Genomic DNA, 20,430 nt, shown 5'->3' on the forward strand with positions numbered 1-20,430 from the left:
TAATAAATACGAACCAAAAAATGAGTAGTTCTAAGCTTTTATCACATATTGACGGATGAATCGCTTGACGTGTTTAATGATCACACCTCTGTTTTTACTCGATTGTATGAAAAGCGTGAAGCCTACAACAATTTAATTGATCTGATTCCGCAGTCTATAGTTATTCCTGGAAAAACAGATATCAAAGAAGCAAGGCTGTGGTTGCAGCAGCATGATCCACAGTTTTTATATCTGAAGGATAATATCGAATATACACCATGATATTCCTTTGAAATAACTTTTAAATGAATAGACTTCCACACTATAAATATAGGAGTTGACCAAATGGAGACAATATTAACAGAAGAAATGATCTTGGATGACCTAATAAAAACATTTCGTCGTTTATTCGGTTTAAATGTAATTGAAACTACTTCAATAAAACGAGGTTGGTTAAACTTAAAATGGAAAGTTACCACTGATGCAGGGGAATTTCTACTTAAACAATACAACAAACAAAGATATAAACTATTTAACCCAGAGGAACTATTGTATGCAATTTCTCAACAGATTCGATTGTATGACCAAGGTCTAGCGTGCCCCAAAGTATTATCACAGAATGAAAGAATTTTGCTTGAATCTGATAATGGAGAACTCTTCATGGTGATGGAATTTTGTCAGGGGAAAATAGTTCCACCAGGTAAAACCAATGTCCATCAAATATACGATTTAGGTCGAGCAACAGGAAAAATGCATCGATTGTTAAATGACGGGACACTGGGCATTAAAAATAGTCCGCAATTTATTCCTCCAAGCCGTGAGGAGCATTTAGCACATTGGAACTCAGTTTGGGAAAAGACTAATGGAGTTGGTAAACCTCAGTTGCTTGCTGTTATAGAAACTCAATTTAAAGCTACTGAAGAAATGGATATAGAAGTACTCGAATTACTTCAAACAGGATGGGCGCATCGTGACCTCTGGGTAGATAATCTTATATTTAATGATAACGGATTAACTGCAATTCTAGATTTTGATCGACTAAAGTATGACTATCCGCAACTTGATGTAGCTCGTGCTGTTATGTCATGTGCCTTAGATGATCATTTAGATGTCTCCCTAGCTTCGGCGTTTATGGAAGGGTATAGTGAAGAACGCAATGTGGTAGAGGGCTATTTAACATATTCATTACAGTTGTTGTGGTATATGGAAAGCACATGGTGGATTAATGCTAACATGGATCAGCATAGTGTACCGCCTGCTCGCTTCGCAAAGGAAATGATTTGGCTTGCTGATAGTCAAAAAAACATTTCGGCTTTGTTAGGAAATATTTAGACAATGCAAAACAATAAAGATGGAATGAATGCCACAATTAAATATATATAGAAAGGGAGGAACAAGAAATGTTTCCTATATTAGAGACAGAACGATTGGTACTAAGAGAAATTTCAAAGGATGATGCGGAGGGCATATTCGCTTGTTTTTCTAATGAAACTGTAACTCGCTATTATGGGCAAGATACATTAGATCATATCGAACAAGCAGAAGCTTTTGTTGATTTTTTTGCAAATAGCTATAAGGATAAAAGAGGAATACGTTGGGGAATTGAAATAAAAGGAACTCAGGGAATAATTGGGACTGTAGGATTTAATGCTTGGTCTCCCAAACATAGACGAGCAGAAATAGGCTATGAAATACATCCTCAGCACTGGAGAAAGGGCTATATCTTCGAAGCCGTATGTAAAGTGATTCAATATGGATTTGATGAATTCGGTCTGACTCGCATAGGGGCAGTCGTTTTCGTAGATAACGAAGCCTCCAATAAATTGCTAGTCAAAGCTGGATTTCAAAAAGAGGGCATTTTGAGAGATTATATGTATCAAAATGGAATAGCACACGATACATACGTATATTCGATTCTTAAAGATAGAGAATAATGAAAAAAAGCTAGCGCAGTGGGAGAATGCCCAAACTGTGCTAGCGCTTAAGATATAAAATATTAATAGCGTGAAATAAATGGTGGGATTTGCTGTAATGATTGAACGGATAGAAATTGACCTTTAGGCTCGATATTAACATCTATAATATTGTAGCACCATTCATCGGGAACAACGACATGAATAGCGTGGATGCCAGCAGATAATGCAGGAACAATATCATTGCGAATAGAGTTGCCAATCATCCAAGTTCGCTCACGATCGAATGAATTAGCAGTTAGCAATTCATCCAATGCAGCAATATTTTTCTTCTGACGAATATATATACGATCATCAAAGTAACGATCAAGTGACATATCTTGTATTTTGCGCAATTGAATCTTCTGCTCTCCACCTGTATAGAGAGAAAGCTGATGTCCTTGCTGCGTTAATTGTTTCAATGTGTCCTCCATATGAGGATAGGCTTCTGTCTCATGACCGTAAACGTCCAGTCCAAGCTTCCAAAGTGTATCAATCTCAATAGGGGAAGAAGCACGACCGTGTAATTGGCAATAATAATGATACGTATCGATAAAAGATTGCGGGAAATGTACGCTTTTGAAGCCACTCTCCGCAATAAGTAGAGTATCAAGTGTAGCCTGCTTAGCTTTTACCTCATCAACGGTTAATATAGAATGATTGAACCAACTTACAACTTGCTGGGCAAATTGTTCTATAGATTGAAAGAAATAACGGTTACAATAGATTAATGTATCATCAAGATCAAATAAAATTTGTTGCGACATAGTGTGAAAACTCCTTATCTACATGGATGCTACTATGTTCAATCTAACCTATCGAAGTGATACAGTCAATGAATAGGAGCTGCGTTACGAGAAATGACACTATTGTGCGTGACGTTGTTTGCACTCTAGTAATTTGTTCTTAATATAGGAAATGCGGCGCTGTACATAGAAGTCTTTACTTTCTCGACGTAATTCTGAAGGCTTAACTTGCTCACCCGTATCGTTATTTTCAATTGTTAGTCTACCATCATCAAAAAAGGTGAACGTAAGATCTCGCTGAGGTGGGAATTTCTCTACGAAACGAAAATGTTGACGATTGGAATGCATGTTAATCAAGCCTCCTAATAACGAATTATTAGAACATGTGTTCTGATAATAGTATACCAAACATTTGTTCGTATGGAAAGAGTTGTTTTTTTGACGTAAACTAGTAGTTAGAAGCGTTTGCATAAATGGGAAGGATGCGAAAAATGTTAAGAATACAAAAATTATCTAAATCAATTCCAGGCGGCCCAAAGCTGTTGAAAAACATTACTTTCGATGCTTATGAGGGTGACTTTATAGCGATTAAAGGTGCAAGCGGAAGTGGAAAATCTACATTATTGAAATGTCTCGCTCTTCAACAAAACTGGACATCTGGCAAATATATATTTAATGGGAACAATATATTTGAAGGTGGAATTCGGGCAAAGTTAAAGTTGAAGCAAGAAGTTGCGTACTTAGAGGAAAAGCCTTTCTTATTTCCAGATAAGACGGCGTTAAAAAATGTAATTATCGGTGCAATAGGCCAAACTCCGGCATGGAGAAGATGGACAGGCTTGATGCGGAATGATGATTATATGGGCGCAATGGATATGATTGAAAAGCGTGGTTTGCTTGATAAGGCTAAGATGAAAGCAAAGCATCTCAGCGGTGGAGAACAACAGCGTATTGCGATTGCAAGAGCGTTAGTGCATGGTGCAAAAGTTATTGTTGCCGATGAACCCGTTGCAGGTCTAGATCCACATGCAGCCGAATTAGTATTAGCTGAATTAAAAGCGCTATGTAAAGAACAAGGTATTATCGTTATTGCTGTCCTTCATCAAGGAGACTGGGCAGAACGATTCGCTGATCGCGTGATTGGTCTTAATGGTGGGGAGTTGGTTGTTGACGTGTACGGACGCAGACTAACAGAAAGAGAAAAAAACCTTATATAGGTAGTTCAAAAAGCGGACTTTGATAACGATGATGATGCTGACGTAGGTTACTCGACATCGAATATGAAGCGAACTTGGAAAGTACGGTTCGCGTGTACGTAATCATGTACACTTGCGCTTCCGTCTTTCTCAAGTATCGCTCCATCTTCTCGGTTCTGAAAGCCCGCTTTTTGAACCTTCATTTGAATTGGTAGTTCAAAAAGCGGACCTTCATTTTAAGCTTCGGGCGTTGGCCGCTTGTGTACTCGTACCGTACACGTTGCTGGGTTTTGTGCTCAGGCCCCCCTATTACAACTCAAGCATTCATCAATAGGAAATACATCAAGTAGCTGGTGTAGCTTTTATTGAGGGATGCTTTTTTACTGTATGATCATTACTAATGAGGTCTATTAACTACACCTTCATACGAAAAGCTCATTTATTGACATGGTGATGAAGAAAACACATATACATAGTTATAGTGGAGGTGTAGTAATGATTCAGCTTGGCAGTATGATCGCTTTATTCGCGATCGGCATTGTTATTATTTGTGGGATATGTATGTACGTGCAGAAAAGTATTAAAGCACAAAGCTACATTAGCTCGTCGTTGTATGGAGAAACGATTCAACTTCTGCAGGATAAGCATGATTTGCATCGCTTTGGTATTGGTCAGTTTTTGAAACGACAATATGGTGAACTTAGTTCATTCAGTCTATCGTTCAACACATTAGGAGTGCTAGCGACATCGTTGTTGTTGTTCGCACCGCTAGTGAAGAATGGAGGACTAGAGCTTGTCTTGATCTTATTCCCTATTATAGGTGTTGTGTTTGTACTACTATCAGCAATGCTAGCTCAGCTAATATCGTCACAGCCTACCGCTGGTGGATTATATCATGTTGTATTTCGCCATTCAGGATCAATGCTAGCAAGTGTCATTGGTAATCTTAAACTAATTGCACAAGTGAGTCTTATTATATGGTATAGCTACGGCTGCACTTATTTTATAGCTATATTGCTAGCGCCGCATACGTCATTTTTTCAGCAACAGTTTGGATTTTATAGTACTGCTATTGTGATCGTATTATTACAAGTTATGATCAATAGTTTGAAAAGCTCGTACATAAGATCGCTCCAAGTCGTCGGATTATTATTACAAATAGTAGGCATTGTAGCATTGATTAGCTGTGTCACGATGACGATGTTTGCGAATGGTTATTCAGCTATCTACATATTCATTTCGCAGCATAATGCATCATCGTTGTATTTGAATGCAGGATCAGCTACCTTTGCTCAAATTGGTTTGCTTATTGCTTTAATGAGTAAATGGTTTGTTGGAACAGAGGAGGCTTCAAGTGGAGCTGAAGAAACGCTAGAACCAAGAATTCGTACACCATGGTCGATATTTCTTGCTAGCAGCTACACTTATATTATTGGATTTATCCTATTACTTGTTCTGTCTAATCTCGTGATGAACTATAGTGTGAACGGGAATATCGCTAACATCGAATTATGGTTAACTTATCTTGTAGCTGAATCGAACGCTTGGGGAGATATTTTAATCATCATTGCTATACTGGCTTGTTGGCAAAACAGTCAAAGCAGCTTAACCCATGCTTCCAGAACGATGCTTGCGATGGCGAGAGATCGTATGCTGCCATTCTCTAATAAACTAGGTATGGTTTCATTCAATCGGCAAATTCCCCATATCGCAGTAACAGTAGTAGGGATCATTGCGATCATTATATTAATTTTTCTCGGTATTCTACAAGTGAATGCGATACTTGAAACGATGGCTCTGGTCGTTGTTGTCTGTTATGGCAGTCTATATGTACTTACGCTCTACTTCACTAGAGATGTAAAGCTAGATTCACTTTGGACAATTGGTGACTGGTCAAATTCGGTGCGCTGGATATTAATATTTGCTCTACTAATTATCGTTGCAGCAGCAAGCTATTATGTGAACTATTATGTATTGCTTAGTATTGGATGTATACTCATTGTCGGGATGATCTACACCTACGCTTCAGTAGGTTTCGCAAAGCTAATGAATAACAATAGCCAATTTACAAGAGATACTTTTGAGCTTGAGGGAAAGCTACCATTGCAGTGATGGGAAATGTTGCGGAAATGATGGTAATTTCCATAGGTATTTCCCGGGGAAGCGCATAAAGTTACATTTTCTTTCAATATTTCGACGTTAAAATGATAGCTTAACAGCAGGAAATGATGTCGAAAGAATACGGATTTTCGTCCAATTTTGCCAATAAAGTCAGTTAGGCGTTATAATGGTGATTAGAAGTTATGAAAAGTTTTAGATTACGCTTTCGAAGTTACTTTTCATCGTAGGAAGTATCACGAGAAGCTATGAAAAGTTGTAGGAGGGCTTTATGGAGCAACAGGAACAATCTTCACCTAGCCTTGAGACACAATTGTTAAATGAAGCTTTGACGTATTATAGCTTTCTTGAACAGCCGACCATCTTAGTCGGACACAGTGGTATGAATAATACAACGCGTATTGTTCGAGATGGCAATAAGCAATATAACTTACGAATTTATAATAATCATCAGGATAAAAGTAAGCTGCAATTCGAGCATGAAATACTAGAGCAATTACAATCCGAACCAGAATTACACATCATGTCGCCGATTCCAGTGTTGAATCGAATTGGCAGTACGATCACGGAATTATCTAACGGGAAATTAGCTGCGATGTTTCACTATATTGAAGGTGTCAGACCTTCGATTGACCGTGTAGAGCATATCGCTTGGCTTGCTACAGCTGCTGCAAAGCTAAGTAAAGGGCTGGCAGTATTGCAAGTGGAAACCAAGCCAGCATATACTCCGTATTATCAATTGGCAACGAATTACGAACCACTTCATGATGAGCGCATCGATTCTTTGTGCGCAACAACGGTGACTTTAACGGAAGTGAAACCGCATCTGCTACGAATTAAGGAAGAGAGAGCTGCGTTAGAGGCTATGCAAGATGATTTTGCTTCGTTACCTCAGCAATGGATTCATGGTGATATTAACTGTAGTAATGCATTAAGCTTAGATGATCAAGTTGTCGCCATATTAGATTTTGAATTTGTGACAGAAGATGCTAGAGTAATGGAACTAGCTGTATTGCTAGCGGAACTTATTAAGCCTGCCGCAACCAATTTGACGTATAAGCTACAGCTTGTGAAGGATGCTTTTTGCCGAGAATTGCCTCTGCAGGATGATGAATTGAGGCTGCTTGAGCATCTCGTGAAACTTAGATTAGTAGATGTTGCGATGCATTTCATAGGGCGCTATGAAGAAGGGTTAGATGATGAATCTACCGTTGGCGCAATAATTATTAATACAGATTTTGCAATTACATATATTAGATCGTTTCACGTATAAAATAGGTATGAAGGTGAGGCGAATGGGATGAGTTTGGCAGAAAGCTTAGGATATAGTAAGGAAGATCGTTTGTTAATTATTAATGGTGATGATTATGGCTTGAATTATTCGGTAAATGCGGCAGTACAGCAACTGCTTGTGAACGGCTCAATTAGTTCTACAACATTAATGATGCCATGCGCTTGGGCTCGAGAAGCTGCACTATGGAGTGCGGCTCACCCTCAATATGATGTAGGGGTTCATTTCACATTTACAAGTGAATGGGATAACTACAAGTGGGGTCCAGTGACAAGGCATAGTGATGTATCGTCGCTCGTTACTAATGAAGGGTATTTTCATAATAATTGCAAACATTTCGAACAAAGTGCTTCACCAAGTCAAGTGAGCTTAGAATTAAGTAGTCAAGTCGAGATGGCCATTAATTTGGGTGTAAAACCAACTCATGCAGATAGCCATATGGGTAGCTTATATGGGTTAGAGACAGGTAGACACTTCTTGCTTGAAACATTTGATGTATGCGCTTACTACGGACTGCCATTCAGACTCCCTCGATATGTGAATCCACTACAGCAGCATGTTGTCAGTCAGCAGTATATCGAATCGATCAATATGCTTGCTAGTGTAGCGGATCAGAAGGGTGTTATTATATTAGACTATTTGGTTGGCTTGCCGTTTGAACTAGGGCAAGATGAAACTACGGATAGTTTTACTGATTCGCTAAAGGAGTTCGTGACGCAGCTTGAGCCTGGTGTTACTGAACTAATTATTCATCCTAGTAAACCATCGTTAGAGCTTGATATGTTCCATCTTGAGCCGCAGAAGCGCGTCATAGAATGGGAAGCGATGCAGCAAGCAGACTGGCAGCAGCATTTGCAGGAGCACCAAATTAAGCTCATTTACTGGCATCAATTACAGGAGCTGCAGCGTAGTTCAACGTTGCGCAGTTATCCATTCTGATTCTGAATATGTTGTTCGTTATCAAAGTCCGTTTTTTGAACTACCTATTTCAATGAAAGTTCAAAAAGCGGATATTCAGAACCGAGCAGGTGAAGCGCTACTTGAGCAAGGCGGAAGCGCAAATGTACGTTATTGGTACATGCGAACCGTACTTGCCAAGTTCGCTTCAGATGCGACGTCGACTACGCTACGTCAGCATATTCATCGTTATCAAAGTCCGTTTTTTGAAGTACCTATACTAGGGAGGCCGTCGTATTGAACGCAGATGTTATATACCAACTCAACGAAGCTGTGAAACAAAATGTAGGGAAAGTAATTGTAGGAAAAGAGGATGTTATTGAATTACTCGTTATCGCTCTAGTGACATCAGGTCATGTATTGCTAGAGGATGTACCTGGCACAGGTAAGACGATGCTTGCGAAGTCATTAGCAAGCTCATTATCGTTAGCGTTTAAGCGAATTCAATTTACCCCCGATCTATTGCCATCTGATCTTAGTGGCATTCATTTCTTCAATCAGAAGGAATCGGATTTTCAATTTCGTCCAGGTCCGTTGTTTACTCATTTGCTGCTTGCTGATGAGATCAATCGTGCAACGCCAAGAACGCAATCAAGTCTGTTAGAGTGTATGGAAGAACGCCAAGTAAGTATTGATGGAGAGACGATGAAGCTTGAGCGACCATTTATGGTTATCGCTACGCAAAATCCAATAGAACAGCAGGGCACATTCCCACTGCCAGAAGCACAGCTTGATCGCTTCCTCTTCAAAATAAAAATGGGTTATCCATCTACGGATGAAGGATTAGTATTATTGAAAAGATTTATGAAAAGTGATCCGCTCCAAGAGCTCACACCGATTGCTTCAAGAGAACAATTACTAGAGGCCAGCACAAGCTATCAAGATGTGCGAGTTGCTGATGATGTACTTGCGTATTTATTAACGCTTGTTGAAGCGACTCGCACACATGAGGATGTCACGATTGGTGTATCGCCTCGTGGAAGTCAAGCACTGCTGCGTGCTGTTCAAGTTCATGCGATATTGCGTGGACGAGATTATGTAACCCCAGATGATATTAAAGCGATGGCTAAGCCTGTACTTGCACATCGGATCGCGCTGCGCGGGTTGCAACGAGGGGTGAACGGTACTGAGAAAGTAATTGATCAACTACTAGAGCGATTACCGGTTCCTTCTGAAGCGCAGCTTGTTGCAGAATAGAGGCCTGTTATGGTATTAATATGGTTTTTCTTAACGGCATTAATGATTGTAGTTGCACAATATTATTGGTATCGACGCTTTGTACTGCGCCACGTAGATTATACGCGCCATTTCAATACAATCGCATGTTTTGAAGGCGAAGAGATCGAGATGATCGAACAGATTAGCAACAATAAGCGGCTACTCATACCTTGGCTTTATATTGAGTCACAACTTGAAGCTTCATTGAAATTCGGCAAGTCAGATAACCTAGCGGTAAGCTCAGGAAGTCTCTATCAAAATCATCATAGCTTCTTCACATTAAGAGGATTTACAAAAGTGACGAGAAAGCATCGTATTACTCCAGTGATGCGTGGGAAATACAAGCTGAATACAGTAAGTGTTACTAGCGGTGATCTTGTTGGATTGGCAAAGGTTAATCGAACGATTCCGTTAAATGGTAAGCTGACCGTCTATCCGAAGCCGAAAGCTATTCCTTTGGAAAAGATACCTTATCATAGCTGGCAAGGCGATGTATCGGTGAAAAGGTACATTCTTCCTGATCCCTTTGTTGTAGCAGGAACACGGCAATATGAAGCGGGCGATACGTTCAAACAAATTAATTGGAAGGCTACAGCTAGAGCGGGGAGCTTGCAGGTTCATCAATATGATTTCACAGCGAATCGTAAATTAATGGTTGTATTGAATATTGATGACCGTGAAGGCATGTGGCGCGTTGTATCCAATCCGGCGATGATTGAAGATGGGATTCGCTATGCAGCAGGTATTACGGAGGAAGTCATTAAGCAAGGAATGCAAGCGGGATTTGCTACGAATATGCGTACCGCTGAGCAGTTTGAGAGTCTCTATATTTCACCGAACAGCGGAGAAACTCACTGGCTTTCTATGCTTGATGCAATGGCAACGCTGGAGCTTGAGCGGACGGAAAGTTTTTCAGATCTGCTTGATGCCATTATCGCTTCGAAAGTTTCATATACCGATTTTCTATTAATCTCGTCTTATTGGAATGAGGATTTGGAAGCTCAATTACGTGTGTTGAGAAGCAACAATAATGCAGCACTTTGTTTGCAATTAGCCGATATGCAAACAGACGATAGAAGAGAAACCGTACTTGAGGAGGTGAGTGCAAGGTGACAGAACTTATCGCCTCAAGTCGTTCTCGGAGCGGGAAAAAGATTACGCGCACAATAGTACAAGCAGTAACAGAGCTAATCTTCCTTGCACCTTTCTATGTAACGATCGGTATTTACCTTTTTCCTCCAATAGCGATTGTAGGTTGGTTAGTAGGACTAATTATTGCATACACGCTGCCTCAGTTGTTTCTGAAGGAAGGGAAACAGTATAAAAACTATACTAAAGTTGCTTTTGTTCTCATTAGTAGTTGTGTGCTAACAGCATTGTTCTATTCGTCAGTGTCCAATGAACAAACAATAATTAGTGCTATAGTGTGCCTGATTGCTAATGGTTTCTTCATTTATAGCGGTATAAGAAATTATCTGTATAGTTGGCGTGCGAGTTTTACAACGGTGCATATGATGATTAGTATAATAGCTTTCATAGTATTGCAAATATTGAAGATAACATTATTAACAGACGTTGTGCAATATAATGGAATATTCAATAGTTGTGGGATGTTGGCAATCATTATTAGTTTGTATATTAACAATGAGCGCATGCTCGGAGATCAGCAAATTGTCGATGAATCATCACGAACTTCTCGAATGTCTGTTCGGATCAATCGGGTGCTCATTACGATTATCTCTGTTGTATTACTTGCGATTGCACTTTTGCGTGGTATTCAGCAGCAGATTGAAGATTGGATTATGAACCTAATCAGACGGTTAATCGCTTGGTTTTCTAGCTATGAAGCAACTGAAGTAGTAGAGGAAAACGCTCCACCACCTGTAATAGATGCTGGAGAAGCACTACCACCTGGAGAGCCTTCACTTTTCTGGACTTATCTTGAGTTGATTCTAAAGTACTTAGTTTTCGCGGTTATTATTATTGCTGCAGTATACCTCATCGTAATTGGATCTAAAAAAATATTTAAGGTGATTAAGAACTTAATCGGAAGACTGTTCAATCCTTATAAATTAGGTGCTGGGTCTGAGGATGGTTATATTGATGAGATAGAGGTACTGCAACCGATTGGAAAGCGAGCGAGACTACCGAAGCGGATGAAGCTTAAAACTAGCCATATGGATGCTAAGCGATGGTCAACTCTTTCTAATGAAGATAAAGCTAGAGGCTTGTACACTCATGTAGTTAAGGATAACATTACCGCTGGTTACCATTATCAAGCGAGTCATACAGCTAAGCAAACAATCGAAGAGATGCAAGTTCAACCACAAGCGCAGAGTAACACTGCCAAGGCAGATGCTAAAAATGATCAGCATAAGACTGACTATGATCAATTAATAGATGTGTACAATGAGGCAAGATATGGTGATAAAGCACCGAATGAAACGAAGCTGCAAAAATTATATGATAAATTTGTTATGAAAAAGTAACATTGTTGAACGGTAACATTGTTGATATAATAACATTGCTAAAAAAGTAAAATCGATGAAATAGTAATATCACTGAAATAGTAAAGGAAAAAGACTAAAAGTGAGGGTGTATCTAATACTCTCAGCTTTAGTCTTTTTTCATTATAGTGCAAAAGTTACTTTGATAGCTCGCTAGAAGTGCTTAGTGCAAAACAGAGCAAAAAGCGGCTTTTTGCTCTGTGGACTACATAAATATCATAACGCCAAAATTGGTGTTACAGACTCATAGTAGTTAGAGAAGTATGTCTGTAGCGCCAAAATTGGCGTTACAGAGCGGTAGTAATTAGAAAAATATGTCTGTAGCGCCAAAATTGGTGTTACAGAGCGGTAGTAATTAGAAAAGTACGTCTGTAGCGCCAAAATTGGCGTTACAGAGCGGTAGTAATTAGAAAAGTATGTCTGCAGCGCCAAAATTAGCGTTACAGCGCGGTAGTAATTAGAAAAGTATGTCTGTAGCGCCAAAATTGGCGTTACAGAGCGGTAGTAGTTAGAAAAGTATGTCTGTAACGCCAAAATTGGTGTTACAGAGCGCTAGTAATTAGAAAAGTATGTCTGTAGCGCCAAAATTGGCGTTACAGAGCGGTAGTAATTAGAAAAATATGTCTGTAGCGCCAAAATTGGTGTTACAGAGCGCTAGTAATTAGAAAAGTACGTCTGTAGCGCCAAAATTGGCGTTACAGCGCGGTAGTAATTAGAAAAGTATGTCTGTAGCGCCAAAATTGGTGTTACAGAGCGCTAGTAATTAGAAAAGTATGCTATCTCAGCATGAATTTGGTTATCAAAGTCCGCTGCTTTGAACTTTCCCAGTAATGTGGGCAGCGATTTTATGGCCGTGGAACCTTCCAGACTCTATAAAAATCTCATTAGCATCTTCTTTGCGAGAAACAACGACACCAGCAAGATAGATGCCCGGCACATTGCTTTCCATCGTCTCCTCATTGAAAGTTGGATGGCCTTCTTCTTCGATAGTAATACCCGCAGTTGTAAGAAATGGTTGATCGGGATGGAAGCCTGTGAGCGCTAGTACAAAGTCGTTCTCAAGCGTGATCACACCTTCTGCTGTATTCACTTTAATATGGTGATTCGAGATCGATTGTACTTGGGATTGCAGTAGCAAGCGAATAGAACCTTTATTCAACTTCGCTTCGAACACAGGGCGGACCCAAGCTTTAACGCTTTTGGATAGTTCTGCCCCGCGATAAATGACGGTTACATGAGCTCCGACACGCTCTAGCTCAAGTGCTGCATCGATGGAGGAATTACTACCGCCGATAATTGCAACTTGTAGACCAGCATAAGGATGAGCTTCGCGGAAGAAATGGCTAACTTTAGGTAAATCCTCGCCTTCAATACCGAGCAAATTAGGATGATCAAAATAGCCGGTTGAAATAATAACGTTATCAGCTCGATATTGCGAAGGTTCATTATATTGATCAACAGCATCAAGAATAAAATGATGATCAACCTTCGAAATTTTTGTAATCGAAGTGTAAGGCTGAATACGCAGCTTATGACGTTGGGCAGCTGTACGATAATAATTTAACGCCTCGAGACGAGAAGGCTTATCATTGGCTGTCGTAAATGGAATATCACCAATTTCTAACAATTCAGGTGAACTGAAAAAAGTCATATATGTAGGGTATTGTGAGATCGAATGAACGATATTACGTTTCTCGATAATAAGTGGTGTAATCCCTACGCGTTGAAGCTCTATTCCTGCTGCAAGACCACAAGGACCTGCTCCGATAATGATAGTATGTTCAGTATTCATCTTGTTCCTCCTAAAACTTTTTGTGTCTTCTAGCATCAACATCTTGTAAAAAAAAAGTACATCGAAAGCAATAGCTTAACTTTTTGTATCTTCTAGCATTAACATCTTGTAAACAAACAGTACTTCGAAAGCATTAGCTAAAACTTTTTTCCTTGATCTATTGTACTCCTTCTTAATAGGTTATTCCAGAGTTGAGCGATCAATCGCTTCTGCCATTGTTTTATCTGTTAAATGAGCATAGATTTGCGTCGTCTCAGGTGATGCATGCCCGAGTTGTTCTTGTGTTTTGTATATATCGTTACGCAAATAATAATCCGTTGCGAAAGAGTGGCGCAATTTGTGGACGGACAAGTATGGTTTGCCAAAATGAGTCGCATACTTAATAACCATCGCTTGAATTGCTCGTTTCGTCATGCGGGATCCTTCATGTTTACCGTTGGCAAGCGCAAGAAATAATGCTTTCTCTTTTCTTGGTGATTTGTAGCGTGATTCACGAAGCTCTAGATAAGCTTTCATATCTTCAATGGCTGCATGACGGAAATAAACAGGTGCTTTGAATGACTCATCATTATCACCTTTGCGAAAGACGTAGCAAAGCTTTTTCTTAAGATCAATATCGTCTATATTCAAATTAACAAGCTCAGAAACACGTAAGCCAGAGTGCAGAATAAGACTAATGATGCATGAATCGCGAATCTTATTGAGCTGATACGAATAAGTCGCTTGTTTGTTACGAATCACTTCGGTACCATAGTCTGCACGAACAAAGGTCAGAAATTCTTCGATTTCATTGTCTTGCAGCAGCTTTCCTTCGAGCTTAGCAGCAGTATCTTTGGGCTTATGTGTACGTTTGATGGCAACTTTAGCCATCACATTCCGCTTTAGCAGCGGATAGAAATCATCGTCCTCGGCAATTTGACTTAAATAATGAAATAAAGAGCGAAGTGAAGACAACTTGCGCTGGATGGTGGCCCGACTATTTCGATCTTCTGTTCGAGTAGAAAGATACATTTTATAACCATCAATGGATTCCATTCTCAACGTTTCTAATTCAAGTAAAGTGATCTCGTTCATCTTCGTAGCCTGTGATAGATGTTCCACGATCATCCAATTGAAGAAGGTTTCGTAATCACGGGTATATTCTAATAAAGAAGAAGGCGATAGATCAGGTAATTTATATTGAATGAATTGCTCAACATACCAAGGCATAAGAGGTATTCGGCGATCCAGATCAAAACGATCTTTTTGTTTCAGTATATTCATCTTTTCTCATACCCCCTATTGTTTGTTATGTCAATATTGTACCAACAGAATTAGTACGGTACAATGGTTGAAGCTTAGTTCGTAACGGTTCGGGAACAGGATTGGTTCGGAAAGCTTAGAAAATACATCAACGCTTTCGAAGCGACTTTTCATAATGGAGAAGTAGATTTAGAAAGTTGCTGAAAAGTTTTAGGAGGTGCAAGACATGAAAGTGGAAATTTGGTCTGATTATGTCTGTCCGTTTTGTTATATCGGTAAGACGAAATTCGAGAATGCTTTAGCTCAATTTGCTCATAAAGATAAGGTCGAAGTGGTCTATAAATGCTTTGAGCTTGATCCAGGTAAGCATCCTAAACAGTTAACAGTTGGCTCATTAGCGAAAAAGTATGGGATGACTGAAGAAAAAGCGAAGGAAATGACCCATGGTGTAGCGAGTCAAGCTGCTGAAGTAGGCTTGCGCTTTGAATATGATAATATGTATACTGCGAATACGTTTGATGTACATCGCCTAATGTTTCTTGCACAAGAAAAAGGTATGGCATCAACTTATGTATCTACAGTATTGGAAGCTTATTTCACTCAAAATGTTGATATTGCTGATCATGCTGAATTAATAAAGTTAGCCGTACAAGCTGGACTTTCTGAAGGGGATGCAGAGCAAGTACTTTCATCTGATCGCTATGCAACTGAAGTTAGAGCAGATGAACAGCAAGCTAGCACTCTTGGCGTAAGTGGCGTTCCGTTCTTTGTACTTAACAACAAATATGCAATTAGTGGAGCACAACCTCAAACTGTATTTTTAAATGCGTTAGAACAAACATGGGCGGAAACTAATCCAACATTAGTTACATTGCAAGGTGACGATGAAGTAGGATTATGCGGTCCAGATAACTGTGAAATCAAGTAATCTGAGTGTTTCCAAGTAGTTTATAAGAAGTTTTAAGGGGGATTATTCGTGTCTAAAGTGAATGTATACGTTGGTTCATATGCTGAAAGCAATGAAAGTGGAGTAGAGGTATTTACACTTGATGAGCAGACAGGGCAATTAACGAAAACAGATGAGTATATCGGCTTAATCAATCCGACCTTCCTTAATGTGGACATCGAGAAAAAGCAATTATATGCATCTTCTGTTTTTGTAAATGCTGATGGCACGAAGTCTGGAGAAATTTCTCAGTTTTCGATAGACACGGATGCTGGTACACTATCCTTAGTAGAGCAAAAGGCAACAGATACTGGTACAACATGTCATGTTCAGCGTGATCGAAATGATCAGTTTTTAACTGTAACAAGCTATGGTGGCGGTATGATTGGTCTTGTCTCATTGAATGAAGATGGTTCGCTAGGCAAAGTGTTGGATGTTGTCCAACATAGCGCGACAACTGCTGACCCAGATCGTCAGGATCAACCACAGCCGCATCCGCATTCTAGCTTCTATAGTCCGGACGGCCTTTATTTATATGTACAGGATCTAGGCTTAGATGCGATCGTTTGTTATAAAGTAGACCAAGCAAATGGCAAGTTTATTAAATTACATGTAACGAAGCTAGCAGCTGGTGCTGGTCCAAGACATCTTGCATTCCATACAACGGCTCCTTATGCTTATGTGATTAATGAATTAAATTCAACAGTTACTGCATTTAAGTATGAGGCAGAAACAGGACAATTGAATGAGATTCAAACCATTACTACATTACCTGCAGATTTTAACGGCGAAAGCTATTGTGCTGAAGTCATTATTTCTGCTGATGGTAAATTTGTATATGGCTCTAATCGCGGTCATGACAGCATCGTTGCATATGAGGTCAATGAGGTTGACGGAACATTAACGACGATTCAGCATATTTCTACAGCGGGTGGTCATCCACGACATTTCGCACTAACTCCAAGTGGTAAATACTTATTAGTAGCTAACCGCGATGGCAACAATATTGTATCATTGAGACGCAATACAAGCAGTGGCTTACTAGAAAGCATTGGTGTTGAGGTGCATTCTACAAAACCAGTATGTGTCGTTCCGGTTAAGAGGTAGTTCAAAAAACGGACTTTGATAAAGATGATGATGCTGACGAAGCGTATTCGACATCGCATCTGAAGCGAACTTGGCAAGTACGGTTCGCATGTACCAATAACGTACATTTGCGCTTCCGCCTTGCTCAAGTAACGCTTCACCTGCTCGATTCTGAAAGCCCGCTTTTTTAAACCTTCATTTAATTGGGTAGTTCAAAAAACGGGCTTTGATAACGATGTAACATAGCATTAACAATGAACAGCAAACATAAAATTAACAAGTTGAAAATCAACTGTAAGTGAAGGGACTCATTCAAGCGTGTCAACTACGAATACAACATCAGAACTTAAACCAACTAAAATTTTAAAGTGTAAAAATGCGGAATGTAAAGCATGGGTTAGAGACGAATTTGCACAAGAGGATCAAACTTGTCCGATCTGCAAAGGTCCTATGATGAGAAGTATGCGTCATCTTCCAGCTGTACAGAATAAGGTACCGAGTAAGCCTCGTAAACCGAAAAACGAATTTGATATTTAAGATCAATATGTAATAATTAATTCCTAATGAAAAGACTGGTCACACTCTATAGCAATAGAGCATGTGACCGGTCTTTTTTATAGTTAATGCGAAGAGTTTTCAATAGTATATAGGCACAGACTGAAGTTAATATTGTGCCTTAGATATGATATGATGAGTGTAACTAATATATAAATGAAGAGGTAGCTCAAATTGTCCGCTTGTTAACCCTTCATTGAAAGAGGATTGTTCATAATGAAGCGATTCAAGAAGTTTTATATAGAAACAACAAGTATTTGTAATTTATCATGTTACTTTTGTCCGCCAACCGAGCGTGCGAAGGGCTTTTTATCGGTTGAAGACTATCGGCATACTTTGTCGCAAATTAAGCCATTTACTGATTATATATATTTCCATGTAAAGGGTGAGCCGCTGCTTCATCCGAAGATTGATATATTACTAGATATCGCTCATGAAGAAGGATTCAAAGTTAATATAACGACGAACGGAACTCTAATTAACAAAAATCGTGAGAAGCTACTTGGCAAGCCGGCACTACGACAGATGAACTTCTCATTACATAGCTTTGATGGCGATCCCGGCAATCGTGATTTGAAACAGTATTTAGCAGATATATTAGCGTTTGTAGAAGAGTCGAGAACGACGACTAAGATGATTACTTCATTCCGCTTATGGAACTTGGCAGAGGATAATGAAGTGAATGTGGAAAAGGAACGAAATCGTGAATTGCTTGAGATGATAGAAACCGCATTCCAATTAGATTACAAAATAGAAGAGTACTATTTACCTGGCACAGGCTCAGGCTTGAAAATTGCTGATCGTGTCTATTTGAATCAAGATCCACAATTCCGCTGGCCAGCGCTCGATGAGGAAGAGGATGAAGGTGTAGGCTTCTGTCATGCGCTACGCAATCAAGCGGGCGTACTTATTGACGGGACTGTTATTCCCTGTTGCCTTGATGGGGAAGGTATCTTGAAGCTGGGTAATATGCATGAGCAAGGGTTTGAAGAGATTATTAAGGGCTCGCGTGCAACGGCTATTTATGATGGGTTTTCTAAACGACAGGCTGTTGAGGAGCTTTGTCGTAAATGTGGGTATCGGAAGCGGTTTGGGTAGAAGAGTAATGATCCATGCACAAGGGATATCGGCAATAACGTGAGTAATAGACAAGCATCTGTCATTCGTATTTGCAGATGCTTTTTTTGTGTTTGCGTGTTCAGAGGCACATTAGTCACATACCTAGAATATGCTATTCAAAAAGGAGGTTTTAACCTGATGAATAATAATAACGAACTGAGCTTGGTGACGAAAGCCTATCTAGATTCTTTCTTTAGAATACTTAATAACATGATTCGGGAAATGAGAAGTGCACCTATTACAAATAGTATCTCTGATGTTTTTATACGGCAGATGATTCCTCATCACGCAGCGGCAATTGAAATGTCTAAAAATATATTGCAATATACTACCAACCTTGAATTGCAAAGTATCGCATTGAACATTATTGCTGAACAAACAAAAAGTATCGCGAATATGCAAGCGATACATCAACAGTGTAGCTTAATGACGAACACTAATTATGAAATTGCTCAGTATATGAATGCATTTAAGGAAATATCTGAAACAATGTTTTATGAAATGGGTACAGCTACCATTACAAATGGAGTAAATGCAAATTTTGTGAGAGAAATGATTCCGCATCACGAGGGTGCTATACGCATGTCGAACAACGTGCTTCAATTCAATATCTGTCCACCGTTAAAGCCGATTCTTCAGGCGATCATCGCCTCTCAAACGAAAGGGATTAAGCAAATGCAACAGTTGTTAGAGAGATTGGATGGTTGTTGAGTTGGGAAATATGAAGGGGTGATTCTCATGAATTGCACCTTCTTAATGATTTAAATCAAGAGTGAAAATTAGTACATAGCATAATTTACTCTTGAATTAGATGAATACGTGTATCGTACAAAATTGAACGTTCTGCTTTATACGTAATTACATCATTCAACTCTAAGATAACATTTAGCGTTACTAGGTAGATCATAGATCTAGTAGAAAACTTTCATAGCCGTTTAGTTGGATTGAAGCGTATTCCTATGTAGAAGAGGTTATAATTATGATATTCGATTATCATTTGACTAGCAATCCATAGCCAATTTGTGTCAAATTGATTCAATCAAGTAAGTGATAGTTCCGCAAGCCTACATATGGCTTGCGGTTTTTTTTCAGTTTTGGGAAATAGGATATTAGGGATTAACCTACGCTGGGGATTGCTTAATTATATTGCGAATAGTAGTTAAAATTCGTGGGTTATTATATATTATTATTAATATTAGGAAACAGAAGATTGTTAAAGAGATAAATAGTTTAAAAACAGAACAAAACATTAATTTTATATTATAAGTGAATAAAGGTTTTTTTTTACTCTAAGCTTGATGAAAACAGTCATAACGATGAAAATAAATTTGAGCAAGTATATGAGCTCAAAATGTAGGTAAGGAAGAGAAGTTAGCGGGTTTTAACGTCCTTTCATAAATCTAGAATCCAGAAAAGGGAGTACGGCAAGAATCTCTTTTTTCCATTGATATTACGTTATCCGAGATAAATTAAGTTCTTTTTGGATCTCGAGTTTCTTTTTATCTGTTGTGTAAATTAGAAATATGAAGTTGAGTAGTTTTTCAGGGTAACGCCTGTTGTGGAAGATATGGGGTTTGTCTAGGGTGATAGTATAAGATCGGAAACAGTCCAAGCAACGCGATCTGTTTTGTTTCTTTCCATTTTTTTTAGTATTACTGCTGCGACAACGGGGGCAAAGGCTAGCTTTAACTTTGTTGGGGTACTGTTTAATTAAATGCTGATCCAC

The 20,430-nt window shown here is 39.2% G+C and carries 22 protein-coding genes; 16 read left to right on the top strand and 6 right to left on the bottom strand.

Annotated elements, in window-relative coordinates:
* Nucleotides 1-69 precede the first annotated feature (69 nt).
* From AC1TPB_RS17465 to AC1TPB_RS17475, 3 genes are all read left to right on the top strand, one after another.
* Nucleotides 70-261 carry a hypothetical protein gene (locus AC1TPB_RS17465; RefSeq protein ID WP_482077683.1) on the top strand — a complete coding sequence of 64 codons (192 nt, stop codon included), beginning with the start codon at nucleotides 70-72 and terminating at the stop codon, nucleotides 259-261.
* Nucleotides 262-324: 63 nt separating this feature from the next.
* The gene (locus AC1TPB_RS17470) at nucleotides 325-1,311 is read left to right on the top strand and encodes a phosphotransferase (RefSeq protein ID WP_482077684.1); all 987 of its coding nucleotides are present in this window, start codon (nucleotides 325-327) and stop codon (nucleotides 1,309-1,311) included.
* Nucleotides 1,312-1,379: 68 nt separating this feature from the next.
* Nucleotides 1,380-1,913: a GNAT family N-acetyltransferase gene (locus AC1TPB_RS17475; RefSeq protein ID WP_482077685.1), complete on the top strand. Its 534-nt coding sequence runs from the start codon at nucleotides 1,380-1,382 to the stop codon at nucleotides 1,911-1,913.
* A 62-nt stretch (nucleotides 1,914-1,975) separates the two neighbouring features.
* Here the strand turns inward: AC1TPB_RS17475 and AC1TPB_RS17480 are convergent, their stop codons facing one another.
* The gene (locus AC1TPB_RS17480) at nucleotides 1,976-2,698 is read right to left on the bottom strand and encodes an HAD family hydrolase (protein WP_482077686.1); all 723 of its coding nucleotides are present in this window, start codon (nucleotides 2,696-2,698) and stop codon (nucleotides 1,976-1,978) included.
* A gap of 99 nt (nucleotides 2,699-2,797) precedes the next feature.
* The gene (locus AC1TPB_RS17485; RefSeq protein WP_482064139.1) at nucleotides 2,798-3,025 is read right to left on the bottom strand and encodes a hypothetical protein; all 228 of its coding nucleotides are present in this window, start codon (nucleotides 3,023-3,025) and stop codon (nucleotides 2,798-2,800) included.
* 143 nt (nucleotides 3,026-3,168) lie between these two features.
* On the opposite strand from AC1TPB_RS17485, the gene AC1TPB_RS17490 reads away from it, so the two are divergent.
* Complete coding sequence (locus tag AC1TPB_RS17490; protein WP_482064140.1) at nucleotides 3,169-3,894, top strand: phosphonate ABC transporter ATP-binding protein; 726 nt, start codon at nucleotides 3,169-3,171, stop codon at nucleotides 3,892-3,894.
* Nucleotides 3,895-3,941: 47 nt separating this feature from the next.
* On the opposite strand, the gene AC1TPB_RS17495 is transcribed toward AC1TPB_RS17490, so the two are convergent.
* A complete protein-coding gene (locus tag AC1TPB_RS17495; RefSeq protein ID WP_482077687.1) occupies nucleotides 3,942-4,076 on the bottom strand; it encodes a hypothetical protein in 135 nt (44 codons plus the stop codon).
* 292 nt (nucleotides 4,077-4,368) lie between these two features.
* Here AC1TPB_RS17495 and AC1TPB_RS17500 point away from each other — a divergent pair, with 292 nt between their 5' ends.
* From AC1TPB_RS17500 to AC1TPB_RS17530, 7 genes are all read left to right on the top strand, one after another.
* The gene (locus AC1TPB_RS17500) at nucleotides 4,369-5,985 is read left to right on the top strand and encodes an APC family permease (protein ID WP_482077688.1); all 1,617 of its coding nucleotides are present in this window, start codon (nucleotides 4,369-4,371) and stop codon (nucleotides 5,983-5,985) included.
* 277 nt (nucleotides 5,986-6,262) lie between these two features.
* The gene (locus AC1TPB_RS17505; RefSeq protein WP_482077689.1) at nucleotides 6,263-7,264 is read left to right on the top strand and encodes a phosphotransferase enzyme family protein; all 1,002 of its coding nucleotides are present in this window, start codon (nucleotides 6,263-6,265) and stop codon (nucleotides 7,262-7,264) included.
* A gap of 27 nt (nucleotides 7,265-7,291) precedes the next feature.
* Nucleotides 7,292-8,221 carry a polysaccharide deacetylase family protein gene (locus tag AC1TPB_RS17510; protein WP_482077690.1) on the top strand — a complete coding sequence of 310 codons (930 nt, stop codon included), beginning with the start codon at nucleotides 7,292-7,294 and terminating at the stop codon, nucleotides 8,219-8,221.
* Between the two features lie 52 nt (nucleotides 8,222-8,273).
* Nucleotides 8,274-8,480 (top strand): hypothetical protein, encoded by a 207-nt coding sequence (locus AC1TPB_RS17515; RefSeq protein WP_482077691.1) that lies wholly within the window; start codon nucleotides 8,274-8,276, stop codon nucleotides 8,478-8,480.
* The gene (locus AC1TPB_RS17520) at nucleotides 8,477-9,436 is read left to right on the top strand and encodes an AAA family ATPase (RefSeq protein ID WP_482077692.1); all 960 of its coding nucleotides are present in this window, start codon (nucleotides 8,477-8,479) and stop codon (nucleotides 9,434-9,436) included. The genes AC1TPB_RS17515 and AC1TPB_RS17520 overlap by 4 nt, the downstream gene beginning before the upstream one ends.
* Nucleotides 9,437-9,445: 9 nt before the next feature.
* Nucleotides 9,446-10,570 (top strand): DUF58 domain-containing protein, encoded by a 1,125-nt coding sequence (locus AC1TPB_RS17525; RefSeq protein WP_482077693.1) that lies wholly within the window; start codon nucleotides 9,446-9,448, stop codon nucleotides 10,568-10,570.
* On the top strand, nucleotides 10,567-11,946 hold the full coding sequence (locus tag AC1TPB_RS17530; protein WP_482077694.1) for a hypothetical protein: 1,380 nt from the start codon (nucleotides 10,567-10,569) through the stop codon (nucleotides 11,944-11,946). The genes AC1TPB_RS17525 and AC1TPB_RS17530 overlap by 4 nt, the downstream gene beginning before the upstream one ends.
* Nucleotides 11,947-12,180: 234 nt before the next feature.
* Here the strand turns inward: AC1TPB_RS17530 and AC1TPB_RS17535 are convergent, their stop codons facing one another.
* From AC1TPB_RS17535 to xerS, 3 genes are all read right to left on the bottom strand, one after another.
* The gene (locus tag AC1TPB_RS17535) at nucleotides 12,181-12,498 is read right to left on the bottom strand and encodes a hypothetical protein (protein WP_482077695.1); all 318 of its coding nucleotides are present in this window, start codon (nucleotides 12,496-12,498) and stop codon (nucleotides 12,181-12,183) included.
* 265 nt (nucleotides 12,499-12,763) lie between these two features.
* A complete protein-coding gene (locus AC1TPB_RS17540; protein ID WP_482077696.1) occupies nucleotides 12,764-13,756 on the bottom strand; it encodes a YpdA family putative bacillithiol disulfide reductase in 993 nt (330 codons plus the stop codon).
* A gap of 180 nt (nucleotides 13,757-13,936) precedes the next feature.
* Nucleotides 13,937-15,019, bottom strand: coding sequence for a tyrosine recombinase XerS (gene xerS / locus AC1TPB_RS17545; RefSeq protein ID WP_482077697.1), 1,083 nt, complete (start codon nucleotides 15,017-15,019; stop codon nucleotides 13,937-13,939).
* A 205-nt stretch (nucleotides 15,020-15,224) separates the two neighbouring features.
* On the opposite strand from xerS, the gene AC1TPB_RS17550 reads away from it, so the two are divergent.
* From AC1TPB_RS17550 to AC1TPB_RS17570, 5 genes are all read left to right on the top strand, one after another.
* Nucleotides 15,225-15,926: a DsbA family oxidoreductase gene (locus AC1TPB_RS17550; RefSeq protein ID WP_482077698.1), complete on the top strand. Its 702-nt coding sequence runs from the start codon at nucleotides 15,225-15,227 to the stop codon at nucleotides 15,924-15,926.
* A gap of 48 nt (nucleotides 15,927-15,974) precedes the next feature.
* Nucleotides 15,975-17,051 carry a lactonase family protein gene (locus AC1TPB_RS17555; RefSeq protein WP_482077699.1) on the top strand — a complete coding sequence of 359 codons (1,077 nt, stop codon included), beginning with the start codon at nucleotides 15,975-15,977 and terminating at the stop codon, nucleotides 17,049-17,051.
* A gap of 297 nt (nucleotides 17,052-17,348) precedes the next feature.
* Entirely contained in the window at nucleotides 17,349-17,567 is a 219-nt protein-coding gene (locus AC1TPB_RS17560; RefSeq protein ID WP_482077700.1) for a cold-inducible protein YdjO-related protein, read from the top strand.
* A gap of 234 nt (nucleotides 17,568-17,801) precedes the next feature.
* A complete protein-coding gene (locus AC1TPB_RS17565; RefSeq protein WP_482077701.1) occupies nucleotides 17,802-18,683 on the top strand; it encodes a radical SAM/SPASM domain-containing protein in 882 nt (293 codons plus the stop codon).
* Nucleotides 18,684-18,842: 159 nt separating this feature from the next.
* Nucleotides 18,843-19,415 (top strand): DUF305 domain-containing protein, encoded by a 573-nt coding sequence (locus tag AC1TPB_RS17570; RefSeq protein WP_482077702.1) that lies wholly within the window; start codon nucleotides 18,843-18,845, stop codon nucleotides 19,413-19,415.
* Nucleotides 19,416-20,430: the final 1,015 nt, after the last annotated feature.

It is taken from the genome of Paenibacillus sp. Y951, from assembly GCF_056786395.1.